This is a genomic window from Bradyrhizobium ontarionense, assembly GCF_021088345.1.
Taxonomy (GTDB): Bacteria; Pseudomonadota; Alphaproteobacteria; order Rhizobiales; family Xanthobacteraceae; genus Bradyrhizobium; species Bradyrhizobium ontarionense.
The window spans coordinates 274,806-286,786 of the sequence record NZ_CP088156.1; the positions used below are offsets into that span (position 1 = coordinate 274,806).

General features: G+C 60.3%; 11 protein-coding genes. All 11 read left to right on the plus strand.

Annotated features, from left to right (window positions below):
• Positions 1 to 24: 24 nt before the first annotated feature.
• The 11 genes from LQG66_RS01050 to LQG66_RS01100 all read left to right on the plus strand — a co-directional run bounded on the left by LQG66_RS01050 (position 25) and on the right by LQG66_RS01100 (position 11,957).
• The gene (locus LQG66_RS01050) at positions 25 to 1,194 is read left to right on the plus strand and encodes an acetyl-CoA acetyltransferase (RefSeq protein WP_231322418.1); all 1,170 of its coding nucleotides are present in this window, start codon (positions 25 to 27) and stop codon (positions 1,192 to 1,194) included.
• Positions 1,191 to 2,825 (plus strand): acyl-CoA synthetase, encoded by a 1,635-nt coding sequence (locus tag LQG66_RS01055; protein WP_231322420.1) that lies wholly within the window; start codon positions 1,191 to 1,193, stop codon positions 2,823 to 2,825. The genes LQG66_RS01050 and LQG66_RS01055 overlap by 4 nt, the downstream gene beginning before the upstream one ends.
• 68 nt (positions 2,826 to 2,893) lie before the next feature.
• Positions 2,894 to 3,646 (plus strand): SDR family NAD(P)-dependent oxidoreductase, encoded by a 753-nt coding sequence (locus LQG66_RS01060; RefSeq protein WP_231322423.1) that lies wholly within the window; start codon positions 2,894 to 2,896, stop codon positions 3,644 to 3,646.
• A gap of 192 nt (positions 3,647 to 3,838) precedes the next feature.
• Positions 3,839 to 4,372, plus strand: coding sequence for a PPC domain-containing DNA-binding protein (locus tag LQG66_RS01065; protein WP_231322425.1), 534 nt, complete (start codon positions 3,839 to 3,841; stop codon positions 4,370 to 4,372).
• A gap of 25 nt (positions 4,373 to 4,397) precedes the next feature.
• Positions 4,398 to 4,757: a PPC domain-containing DNA-binding protein gene (locus LQG66_RS01070; protein WP_425601277.1), complete on the plus strand. Its 360-nt coding sequence runs from the start codon at positions 4,398 to 4,400 to the stop codon at positions 4,755 to 4,757.
• 294 nt (positions 4,758 to 5,051) lie between these two features.
• Positions 5,052 to 5,714 carry a DUF3102 domain-containing protein gene (locus LQG66_RS01075; protein ID WP_231322451.1) on the plus strand — a complete coding sequence of 221 codons (663 nt, stop codon included), beginning with the start codon at positions 5,052 to 5,054 and terminating at the stop codon, positions 5,712 to 5,714.
• 159 nt (positions 5,715 to 5,873) lie between these two features.
• On the plus strand, positions 5,874 to 7,037 hold the full coding sequence (locus tag LQG66_RS01080) for an LLM class flavin-dependent oxidoreductase (protein ID WP_231322453.1): 1,164 nt from the start codon (positions 5,874 to 5,876) through the stop codon (positions 7,035 to 7,037).
• A gap of 156 nt (positions 7,038 to 7,193) precedes the next feature.
• Complete coding sequence (gene panD / locus LQG66_RS01085; protein ID WP_425601278.1) at positions 7,194 to 7,733, plus strand: aspartate 1-decarboxylase; 540 nt, start codon at positions 7,194 to 7,196, stop codon at positions 7,731 to 7,733.
• Positions 7,730 to 9,472 (plus strand): condensation domain-containing protein, encoded by a 1,743-nt coding sequence (locus LQG66_RS01090; RefSeq protein ID WP_231322456.1) that lies wholly within the window; start codon positions 7,730 to 7,732, stop codon positions 9,470 to 9,472. The genes panD and LQG66_RS01090 overlap by 4 nt, the downstream gene beginning before the upstream one ends.
• Before the next feature lie 248 nt (positions 9,473 to 9,720).
• Entirely contained in the window at positions 9,721 to 10,647 is a 927-nt protein-coding gene (locus LQG66_RS01095) for a cupin-like domain-containing protein (RefSeq protein ID WP_231322458.1), read from the plus strand.
• 38 nt (positions 10,648 to 10,685) lie between these two features.
• Positions 10,686 to 11,957 (plus strand): MFS transporter, encoded by a 1,272-nt coding sequence (locus LQG66_RS01100; RefSeq protein WP_231322460.1) that lies wholly within the window; start codon positions 10,686 to 10,688, stop codon positions 11,955 to 11,957.
• Positions 11,958 to 11,981 lie beyond the last annotated feature (24 nt).

Genomic DNA, 11,981 nt, shown 5'->3' on the forward strand with positions numbered 1-11,981 from the left:
CGCATTCAACCCCAGGAGAAATTCGTGACGCGTGCATGCATCGTCGGTTGGGCCCACTCACCATTCGGAAAGCTCGAGGATCTGGATACGGAGAGCCTGATGGCACGCGTCTCCGGCGCAGCGCTCGGCCACGCCGGTGTAACCACCAAGGACGTCGACGGAATCTATGTCGGCGTCATGAACAACGGATTTTCCAAGCAGGGATTCGAGGGCGCGCAGGTCGCGCTCGCGCATCCGGAACTGATTCACGTGCCGGCGACCCACGTCGAAAATGCCTGTGCGACGGGTTCGGCGGCGCTTTACGCTGCGCTGGATTTCATCGACAGCGGCCGTGGCCGCATCGCGCTCGTGATCGGCGCAGAGAAGATGACGGCGAAGCCGACGGCCGAGACGGGCGATATTCTGCTCGGCGCCTCGTATCGCAAGGAGGAGGCCGACATCTCCGGCGGGTTCGCCGGTCTGTTCGGGCGCATTACGCAGAACTACTTTCAGCGCTACGGCGACCGTAGCGAGGAACTGGCCCTCATCGCCGCCAAGAATCACAGGAACGGAGTGGCCAATCCATTTGCACAAATGCGCCGCGATCTCGGTTACGCCTTCTGCAATACCGTCAGCGACAAGAACCCCTACGTGGCCGCTCCGCTGCGCCGCACCGACTGCTCGTTGATCACGGACGGCGCGGCAGCGCTCGTGGTCGCCGACGAGGAGACCGCGGCCAGGCTTGCTCGCTTGGTACGTTTCCGCGCCCGGCAGCACGTCAACGATATCTTGCCGTTGTCGCGGCGCGATCCGACCGCGTTCGGCGGCGGTCGTCTCGCCTGGGGCCGGGCCCTGGCCGAGGCCGGCATTGCGCTCGACGATCTCAGCCTAGTTGAAACCCATGATTGTTTCACCATCGCCGAGCTCATCGAATACGAAGCCATGGGCCTCGCCAAGCCGGGTGAGGGATTCCGCGTCGTACGCGAAGGGATCGCCGAGAAGGGAGGGCGATTTCCGGTCAATCCGTCCGGCGGATTGAAGTCGAAGGGCCACCCTGTCGGCGCCACCGGGGTCTCCATGCACGTGATGGCCTGCATGCAGCTCATGGGCGAGGCCGGCGACATGCAGGTCGGCGGCGCCGAGCTCGCGGGCGTATTCAACATGGGCGGCGCCGCGGTTGCGAACTACGTCTCGATCATGGAGCGCTCGAAATGATAGCGGCATCCTCCCCGCGCGGCGGCGTTGCGCCCGTCTCGCGGCGCGTGATGAACCTGGCTCATTTCGTGCGGCAGGCGGCATCTCTCCACCGCAACGAGATCGGGCTGGTCTGGGGCGAGGCGACCTGGACCTGGTCGGACCTCGATCGCCGCATCGATGCGATGGCGGCGGCCCTCGCGGCGAAGGGCGTGAGCAAAGGCGACCGGGTGCTGGTGCAGTCGAAGAACTGCAATCAACTGTTCGAATCCATGTTCGTCTGCTTCCGGCTCGGTGCAGTCTGGGTCCCGGCCAATTTTCGCCAGACGCCCGACGAGATCGCCTATCTTGCAGAGGCGAGCGGCGCGACCGCCATGATCTGCCATAGCGAGTTTCCCGACCATGCGGTGGCCGTGCGCGCGGCTTCGCCTGATGTCAGCGTGCTGGTGTCGATCGGGGCGTCCGATTTCGCGGAAGACTACGACGATCTCGTGCGCCAGCATGCCGGCAGGAGCGCGCCGGAAGCGGCGGTCGTGTACGACGATCCGTGCTGGTTCTTCTTCACCTCGGGAACGACGGGCCGGCCGAAAGCCGCGGTGTTGACCCATGGCCAGATGGCGTTCGTCATCACCAATCATCTTTGCGACTTGATGCCCGGCACGACGGTGCGCGATGCGTCGCTCGTGGTGGCGCCTCTGTCCCATGGCGCGGGAATCCATCAGCTCGTGCAGACTGCGCGCGGCGTGAAAACCGTGCTGCTTGCCGGCGATCGCTTCGACATCGCGGAGGCTTGGGGCCTGGTCGAGCATTGGCGCATCACCAACATGTTCACCGTGCCGACGATCCTCAAGATGCTGATCGAGCATCCTTCGCGCGAGATGCACGACCATTCCTCGTTGCGCTACGTCATCTACGCCGGCGCGCCGATGTATCGCGAGGATCAGAAGCTCGCCCTGACTCGGCTCGGCAAGGTTCTCGTCCAGTATTTCGGACTGGGAGAGGTCACCGGCAACATCACCGTGCTGCCGCCTCATCTCCATGATGCCGAGGATCACGCCGGCGCGCGAATTGGGACCTGCGGCATCGCACGCACCGGTATGCAGATCTCGATCCAGGACGACGAGGGACGAGAGGTGGTCGCCGGATCGGATGGCGAGATTTGCGTTTGCGGCCCGGCCGTGTTCGCGGGCTACTACAACAATCCGGAAGCCAACGCCAAATCGTTTCGCGACGGGTGGTTCCGGACCGGAGATCTCGGTCACGTCGACGACGATGGATTTCTCTATATCACGGGCCGCTCCTCCGACATGTACATCTCGGGCGGCTCGAACATCTATCCGCGCGAGATCGAGGAAAAGATGCTGGCGCATCCCGCCGTCGCCGAAGTCGCGATCGTCGGTGTGCCGGATCAGACCTGGGGTGAGGTCGGCATCGCCGTCTGCGTGCTCACGGCGGGACAATCGCTTACCGAAAGCGAGTTGCTCTCCTGGATCGGCAGCAAGATCGCGCGCTACAAGGTGCCAAAGCGGGTCGTGTTCTGGGACAGCCTGCCGAAGTCCGGCTACGGCAAGATCACCAAGAAGATCGTGAAAGAGGAGCTGGCCGCGCGCGGCGTTCTTCCGCCCCTGACGGTGCGAGAACCTGCCGCCTGATACGCGAAGCGCGGCTACGTCCCTTCGGTCGTACGCAATCCTTGAAACCTGCGAACGGGAAGAACACAATGCGGCAGACAATTCTCGTTACGGGCGGTGCATCGGGCATCGGGCTCGCGGTTGCGGCTGCCATCGTCGCGCAAGACTGGCGGGTCGTCATCAGCGACGTCCTCGACAAGAACCTCGATGATGCTCGCGCGCGGCTCGGACAGGCCGAGGGTGTACGGTACGAAAAGTTCGACGTTTCGGATGAGGCTGCCGTCATTGCGACGATCGACCGTTGTGAGCGAGAATTCGGGCCTCTCAGCGGGGTAGTCAATTCTGCGGGCATTGCCCGCGACATCCCGGCGCTCGAGACCAGTGCGGAAATATTCCGCAAGATTCTCGACGTCAATCTGGTCGGAAATTTCGTCGTCGCGCGCGAGGCCGCCCGGCGCATGCAACCGCGCGGGATCGGCTCGATCGTCAATGTCGCTTCGGTGTCGGGACTACGCGGCAATCGGGGCCGCCTAGCTTACGGCGCCTCGAAGGCCGGCGTGATCTTGATGACGCAAGTGATGGCGGTCGAACTCGCCCAGTCTGGTATTCGCGTCAATGCGATCGCTCCGGGGCCGATTGAGACGCCATTGGTCAGTGAGCTTCATTCCGCCGAAGCCCGGCAGAAATGGATCAGCGGGATCCCGCAGAGGCGATACGGGGCGCCGGGCGAAATCGCCAGCGCGGCGATGTTTCTGCTCGATCCCCGCGCCTCCAGCTTCATCACCGGCCAAGTGATCGCAGTCGACGGTGGATTTACAGCGGCCGGTCTGTTGGATGCCTGATGCCGAGGTCCGGATCTGAACGCGACGGAGCGGAGCCCATGCCATTATTCTCCCTGAAACCTCTCGCGTCAGAGTTGGTCGAAGTTCAGCAGCGCCGCAATCTGTCTGCTCGAGGCCGACCATCGCTATAATTCGGCAAACTCACTCACATCAAAGGGACATCGTTCGGTGCAATCCTCTCACGATCCCAAAGTGGCGCCGCGGCCAAGGACCCTTGTTCATCCCGGCCGATTCAACCCGGTGCGAATCCAGAGCATGCACAGCGGCGCGGCGCGACACATCCGCCTCGCCTTGAAACCGGGGCTCAGCCTGTTCGACGCCTTGGTGCGTCCACTGTCCGAGGAGGGCGTCCACAGCGCCTCGACGACAATCCTCGGAGGGGCGTTCGCCGAACTGTTCTATTGCGTGGCCCCCCCCGATCCGTCCGGACTAGCGGTCGTCGCCTACGGCAAGCCGATCAATGCAGGCGAGGCGTACATGATATTCGGCAACGCCACTCTCGGCGCGCGCATCGACGGTGGACCATTGGTCCACTGCCATGCGGTCGTCCGCACGCGCGGCGGAGCGGTCAAGGGCGGCCACATTCTACCCGATAGATGCATTGTCGGTCCGGAACCGATCTCGGTGCTGGTGACGACGCTCGATGCCTTCGAGCTGCGCCAGGCGCTGGATCCCGAGACCAATATTCCGCTGCTCCAGCCGCACGAAGGACCGCGCCATGACTAAGAACAGCGTTGTCGAAATGGGATCTATGGGCCGCGTCGCCTACGCGCGCATCGCACCGAACGAAGACCTTGTCGTGGGCGTCGAGAAGCTGTGCCTTGCGGAAGGCTTTTCCAACGCCTTCGTTCGGGGAGCGCTCGGAAGCCTGGTTGACGGCTGCATCGGGACCCGGGATGGCGGCGTCAAGCACGTCAAAGGTCCCGCGGTCGAGGTCGTCAGCCTCGCCGGCGAGGTGCGTAAACGCAGCGATGGATCGCTCAAGGCGTCACTAACCGGCGTGATCGCGGACCCGGAGGGCAACGTGTTCGGCGGGCCGTTCGCGGCAGGTCTCAACCCGGTCTGCGTAACTTTCGAAGTGACGCTGGAAGAGTGGCTGCCGGACGCTTGAACTCCGACGGACGGTCCAACAGGGGGCTGTCGGGTGCCGAGGCATGGACTAGGAAAGGCGGCGCATGGGCATGCGGCACCTCTCCGAGCGCGCCCTTCGTCGGCAATGGAGAGCAACAATCTGTCCCTAAACCAAACACGTTATCGTTAAACAACGTAAGCGGGAAGACCGGTGATCACAAGAGAACCGCGCTGACGTTGCTTTTCATCAGCAGTCCGACTGATCGAGGGCAAGGACATGAGTAGCCGAGCAAGCGTCAATGTTAGGTCGAATGTCGATAGCGATGCCAACTGCTTGAACGAGCGCTTCGACTACGGCCGTGTATCACCATCCTTGGCCAAGTTTCTCAAGGGACAAGCGGAGCGGATACGACACCAGTGTGTCACGTCGATCATCCAGATCGGAAAATCGCTGGTCGAAGCCAAGCGGCACCTGTCGCACGGTGCTTTCCTTCGCTGGGTGCAATACGAGGTCCATCTCCCGGTGCGCACGGCTCAGGCCTATATGCGGGTTGCGAGCTGGGCCTCAAACAAAAGCGCAACGGTTGCGCATTTGACGCCGACGATGCTTTATTTGCTTTCGGCACCAAGCACGCCTGAGGACTTCTCGGCAGAGATACTGGCTCAGGTCGAGGCGGGGGAGCCGATTGCACCTTCGGCCTTGCGCCAGGCGCTGAAGGTGCGGCGATTGCAGGAGCGCACCGGCGGCCAGAGCGATGTTGAAACGACGCTGATGCCGGATGCCGGCTCGTCAGATCCGATCGAATCCGAATCCTGCAACGGCTCAAATGAACTGAGCGAATTTGTCGAGATGCTGACAACGAGATTGTCCGCGATGGAGTTCGAGCGGGTCCAGCAGATCATGACCAGCACGACGGTGCTCAACGATCCAGAACTTCCGAACAATCTTCGTCGCGCTTTTGCCGCCACGACTCTGACGCACGACTTTCCTGATTGAGCTCGCTCTCTTCGATTTGTCGGATCGTATTCTTCATTGAATGAAGCGCGCGATGCGTTCACGTGCGCGAAAAATGATCGGTGGAGTTCAGCGTTGGCGCGATCACGCTCGAGGCTCGACGAGAGCAAGGCATGGGAATAAAATGGCGCGACGTATTCAATGAGAAGCAGACGATCGGAGGGCGGTGTGCCTAGCTTTTGTTGTTTCAATCCGATGCCATGGCCGAACGTTGATCGGAAGCCATCGAAGTGGCCTTATCCGAATCATCATTTCAACGCCGCGAGCGGTCATCTCCTCTATCGCTCCTATATCGATCAACTCGTTTTTGCCGAGCAGTGCGGCTTCGACTGGATCGGCATCGCCGAGGATCATTTCACGGCGTATTCGATCATCCCGAACCCGAACATCCTGATCTCCGTGCTCAGCCAGCTTACAAGCCGGGTCAAGCTTGCGATTTTGGGCCTGCCGATCCCGCTGCTGAATCCCATCCGCGTCGCCGAAGAAGTTGCGATGCTGGACGTCCTCAGTAATGGGCGGGTCGTGGCGGGCTTCATTCGCGGCGTTCCGCAAAATTATGCCGCCTACAACTTCAGCCCGGACGAATCTCGCGCGCGCTTCAGCGAGGCGAGCGAGCTGATAAAGAAGGCCTGGACCTCGCCGGACGTCTTCTCGTGGAAGGGGGACTATTACAATTATCCAACCGTGTCGCTGTGGCCCAGACCGATACAGACGCCGCATCCCCCGCTGATCTATTCCGCAAACAGCCTGGAGTCGGCGACGTTGGCGGCGAAACACAGGGTCACCATCGCCGCGATCCATCTGTACAGCAGGAACGCCATCGAGATCATGCGCACGTCGATCGATGCCTATAAGCGCCAGGCCAGATCGGATGGCTGGGATCCGCCTGCCGACCGCTTCTTCATCGGCGTGCAGGTCTGCATCGCCCAAAGCAACCAGCAGGCGGAGGACCTCTTCACGCCGGCGCTGGACTACCAGTTCGGGATCCTGTCCGGAACATTCAACGAGCAGAAGCGAGAGCTGGCAAAGAACTCCTCTTATGGGTACACGCCCATCGAGGAGAACCCGCCGACCTACAAAGAGCGGATGGCCAACAAGATCATCATATCGGGTGACCCAAAGGCCGTCATAGAGCAGATCAAGGATCTCGAAGAACAGTTGGGCGTGGGGACCATCAGTCTTCAGTTCCAGGTCGGCAACATGAAGAACCAGGACGTTCTCAACGGAATGTCGCTTTTCCGGGATCAGGTTCTTCCCGCGTTTCGATCCACGCCACGCGAGACGGTGCTGTCCATGAAGCGGTGATTGCGCCGAAGACGATGTGGCGCGGGGGGCCACCGGCTGCCCTTTGGAAAGGGCACTTACCTTCAACAATGCCCGCCTCTATCCGCCGGATGCCAACGAAGTCATGCGATCCAGCATGACATTGCAGGATAGATTCTGAGCAAAATGAGGTTGTAGATGTTGCAGGTCGTTAGAGCGAAGCTTCATGGGATCAGGGTAACGAGCACCGAGCTCGACTATCACGGCTCCATTACGCTGGACCCTCAACTTTGCGAGAAGGCCGGCATCAGGCCGCTGGAGTTCGTGGACATCTTCAACAAGTCCAATGGAGCGCGCTGGTACACTTATGTCATTTACGGGGAGCGCGGCTCTCGCTGTTGCGTCCTCAATGGTCCCTCGGCCAGAAACTGCCAGAATGGGGATGCCGTCATCATATGTGCGTCGGCCTATATCGAGGAAGAGCAGCTTTACGCGATCAAGCCGCGGGTGCTGACGTTCACGCCGTCGAATGAAATCGAGGACACGCTGCATTACGAGGTGACCAAGTCGCCCGAGGCGGAATTCGAATTCAAGATGGTGTTGGAACAATCGGCTAACCGCGTCAGGGCTGTCGATCAAATCGACGTCGCTGCGATCAGCGCCGACCTTCGCAAACGCGGTCTAACCGATCACGCGATTGCGGATTTCATAGCTTGCCATCTCAAGAGGGCTCGATGAGTGGCCTGGATCTGAGCCTTCGCCCGGAGGCGGCCGAGATCCGCCACGTACAGTTCTGCCGCCCGGGCAAAATCGAGGAAGGCGCGCGATTGACCAACGCGCAGAAGCATCTGTGGGACATCATTTCACTATATGAGGACGGCGCGCCTCAGCTCAACATGTCGGCATCGGTCGACATATCTCCCGGGAAGCAGTTGGGCGATGTGCTGGCGAGCATAGGGTGGCTCATCGAGCGGTATGAATCGCTCAGGACCTATTATGAACGCGGGAGCGACGGCGGCGACCCGCGTCAGCGTGTGCTGTTTCAGGGGACCATTCCGGTCAACATCATTTCGGCGGAACCGGAGAATTTGGCTTCCGCGACCTCCGCGATCACGTCCAGACTTCAAGAGGTGCCATTCGACCTCTCGTCGAAGCAGCTGATCCGCTGCGCCGTCATCTTGGTCGACGATGAGCCCAGGAGAATTGTTTTTGTACTTTGTCGCTTGAACGCCGATGGATGGTCCAAGGCGATCATATGTGACGAGTTGGCCCGCGCCATCGAGCACGGCTCTCAGGAGATTCCTGAGTCCGTGATGAGAAGCCCGGCGGAGCAGGCGATTTGGGAGCAGTCGCCCGAAGGTCAGAGCGAGAATAGGAGAATCGTCGACTATTGGAAAAATCAACTGAAGGTCTTTCCAAGGGCGATGTTCATTGCTCAATCTCCGGCGGTCGAACGACCGCGCTGGTGGCGGGGTGAGTTGAAATCACCAAGGTTGGGAGCGGCCTGCGGCGCCCTGTCCAAGCAGTACGGGGTCTCGATCGCGACCATCTTCACCAGCGCGTTTTCGATGTTCTTCGCGTATATGAACAGAACTGAGTTCTGCGCAATATCGTCCGTTGTTTCGAACCATTTTCAGCCCGAGTTGATCGCGGCCGTCGGAAATTTCCCTCAGAACGCTCCGAATTTCCTGAGCTTACGCGGTGCGACATTCGGAGACATCCTGAGAAGCACGGAATACGACGCGCTCGAGGGGTACATGTGCGGATCCTATTGGCCGCCGGAAATAAACCGGGAAATAAGTCGGGCTGGGGAGCAGCGGGGAATCGAGATTGAATTGGATATTCTGTTCAATATCGGAGCGCGGGTGGGAAGGGATGTCGATGCGAAGCCGCCGCCCGAACGAAGCGTTGATAAGACTCCGCCCACGTTTCGATGGAGATCTTCGGCGGAACTCGATCACAACCGGTTCTATGTCGAATCGTTCGATCCGTCGTCGATAACCCTCTGCGCGGATACGCAGTTCATAAGCAAGGAAGACATACGGCTGCTTCTCCATGGCGTAGAGCGCCTGATTTGCGGCGCTGCGGAGGATTTTCAGGGATCACCCTGGGATGTCGTCCGGGAGGCGGGCGTCGGTCGCCTCAAGACCGGAGCAAACTGGGTCCAGATAGATAATTGCTGGGTCGATCTGGAGGCCGTGTCGGATTCCATTTGCAGCACGGGGATTGTGCAGCATTGCGCCGTTTTTCCAATGAGCAAGGAAGCAGGCGTGGGGTTGGTATCCTATTTGGCTTCGGACAGGGACGATTTCGACGCCCGGGAATTCTTTGGTGGAATCCGGAAGGAGCTACTCAGCCTGCGAACGACGATGCTTCCGAGGAGGTACGTGAGGTGCGATGCGGCGCCCGCGGCAAATCAAAGCGAGCAGAGCTGGAGGCGGCAAAGCGTTCTCGAGGAAGGCGCCGTTTTCGGGTGAGAGGTGCTTCGGACCCACCTCATGCACTCTATCTTCCAGTCCTGCACATTGGATGATGTTCGTCGTCGCCCAAGCGTCAGAAGCGACAGGCAGAGTCCGGCTATCAATCATCTGACGTGCTCGACTGCAGATCTGTTTCAATTGGATTCGAAGATTCGAAGCGACATCTTCTGGAGGTACTTGACCGACACACGCCAAGATAGTGCTATGGCCAGGGTTCTTTCGGAAAGATCCGCAGAGAGGTCGACATGACGAGCAAGATCCCCAGAGCTTACACGCTGACGCAGCGCCGGTTCGTGGAAGAGTTCTTGCAAGGCAATCAGCCAGTCATTGTTACCGGCGAGGCGACAAGATGGCCTGCTCACGGCAAGTGGTCTCCCGAATACCTCGTCGATCGTTTTGGCGAGAGGGACGTTCTGGTCTACAACTCGCTGTTCTCGTTGACTGACATGACGACTTTGTCGGATTACGTGAAGCGTAATTTCAACAAGCCCGACCAGAAAACGCACGAGTATATCCGCTGGTACTCGCGCTTGAGCGACCTTGAAATACCCTGGTCGGATTCCGTGTTTGACGAGCTTTCGAAGGATTGGCAGCATCCATCCTTTTTGCCCTCGAGTTCCTACCTGCTTCCGTTCTGTACCGCCCCGGAGCACGTCTCGGCAGCCGAGAATTTCTTTCCCTATCGCGGATTGTTCATCAGCGCCCGAAGCGCCAGGACGAGGCTTCATCGTGACCCGCTCGGAAGCCAGGCGATCCTGTGGCAGGTTTATGGAGAGAAGGACGTCACGTTCTATCATCCGAAGCACGACAGACTGCTACGTGACGGTCGAGAGTTCTTCGATCCGATAAGCCCCGACGCGAACAAGTTTCCCAGGCATGCAGACGCAACGCCCGTGTTCCGGGATACGCTTGAGCCGGGCGAAATCCTGTTCATTCCAGACGGCTGGTTCCACGATGTGACATGCCTCTCCGATTCCATATCGGTGACATGGAACTTCGTCTGCGATGCGCGAGCCGAGCCGTTCCTTGAATGTCTGGAGAATGAAGCCGGCGGCGGCGAGCTCGATGCCGTCCGGTTCTTTCTGGCCGGCATGATCGATCGGGGTATTTCCGCGTCCGAGATCGCGAGGGTCGTTCGTCGTCACCTGGCATCTCGCGCAGCGCACGCCTGACACGCCCGGTTTGAAGTCCGTACTACGCAGAGGATTCGATGGCGTTATCAATAAAGGCGCATCCATTCATCGACTTGTTGAACGATCGCAATATCAGTTTCCTCTGGGCGGGCCTTGCATTCTCGGCGTTCGGTAACGAGCTGAACAGAATGGCCGTCTTGTGGCTCGCGATCGAAGTTGCCGGCCCAAATGCCAGTCTGTTGCCTTTCGCACAGAACGCGCTGGTGCTGGCCGTAAGCCTCAGCGCCGGCATCGTCGTCGACAGATTCTCATCGCGCACGCTGATGATAGGCGCCGACCTGTTGTCGGCAGTCGCTGCGGTTCTGCCCGTCGTCTACGCCAGCATCTACGGGGTAACCCTGCCGGTCCTGATCGTTTCCGCGATGAGCCTGGCCGCACTGACCGCTGTGTTTCAGCCCGCGCTTTGGGCGAGCATTCCGAATATCGCCAGAACCGGAGAACGCATTCAAGCCGTCAACGGGCTGCTGGACGCGACGGCCCGGCTGTCGAGACTGGTTGGCCCCTTCACCGCAGGCGTTCTGAGCACCGCGCTCCCCGTCATCCATTTTCTGACCCTGAACGCGCTGAGCTTCCTCGTCTCCGCGTGGAGCATCGCAGCCATGGTGAGGGCTGCGGGTGCAAGCAAGCCATCGATCGTCGCTGAAACCGATACGGCGATGGCGCGGCTCATGCGGGGTGTTTTAATCATAGGAAAACGACCGGACGCGCGCATCATGCTGGTTGCGAATACGACTGTCCTGGTCGCCTGGACAATTGGAATCACCCTTGGCCTGCCGTTCCTGGTGGCAGGTACGCACATGGCGGGATTTGGCTTGTCCGGGCTGGGAGCGGTGGCCGCCCTGGCGGCCGCTTATGGTGCCGGCGACCTGGTGTCGAGCGTGTTGACCGCCGGCTATCAGCCGCGCCGGCTCGGTCGGTTCATGTTCAGCGGCTACGCCGTCTTTGGCGGGGCGCTTGTCTTGATGCCGATTTCGCTTTGGCTGCTGCCGGAGTCCACTTGGCTATCGGCGACCATGGTCGCCGCCTTCGTCGCGGCGACGGGCGGACCCATGTTCTTCATCCCGATGATGACCTATCTGCAAACCCAATTCGATGGACCGGACCTTGCAAGCGTCATCCGGCTTCGCCTCGCATTGATGGCGGCCGCGATGATGATCGGCGCGGGACTCGGGCCACTTCTGTTCGGCAAGTTCGGGGCCGTCAGCGCCATCGGTCTCGCAGGCGCGTTGATCGGCTCGATCGGGGTGTACGGAAGCGTTCGATGGGCGGATATCGAATCATTTCGCTGAATGGCCCACAGCGCAACCATGGCC

Coding starts and splice junctions, on each gene's coding strand:
- LQG66_RS01100 (WP_231322460.1), top strand. CDS start 10,686: ATGGCGTTATCAATAAAGGCGCATCCATTCATCGACTTGTTGAACGAT.
- panD (WP_425601278.1), top strand. CDS start 7,194: ATGTTGCAGGTCGTTAGAGCGAAGCTTCATGGGATCAGGGTAACGAGC.
- LQG66_RS01090 (WP_231322456.1), top strand. CDS start 7,730: ATGAGTGGCCTGGATCTGAGCCTTCGCCCGGAGGCGGCCGAGATCCGC.
- LQG66_RS01070 (WP_425601277.1), top strand. CDS start 4,398: ATGGGCCGCGTCGCCTACGCGCGCATCGCACCGAACGAAGACCTTGTC.
- LQG66_RS01080 (WP_231322453.1), top strand. CDS start 5,874: ATGAGAAGCAGACGATCGGAGGGCGGTGTGCCTAGCTTTTGTTGTTTC.
- LQG66_RS01055 (WP_231322420.1), top strand. CDS start 1,191: ATGATAGCGGCATCCTCCCCGCGCGGCGGCGTTGCGCCCGTCTCGCGG.
- LQG66_RS01095 (WP_231322458.1), top strand. CDS start 9,721: ATGACGAGCAAGATCCCCAGAGCTTACACGCTGACGCAGCGCCGGTTC.
- LQG66_RS01060 (WP_231322423.1), top strand. CDS start 2,894: ATGCGGCAGACAATTCTCGTTACGGGCGGTGCATCGGGCATCGGGCTC.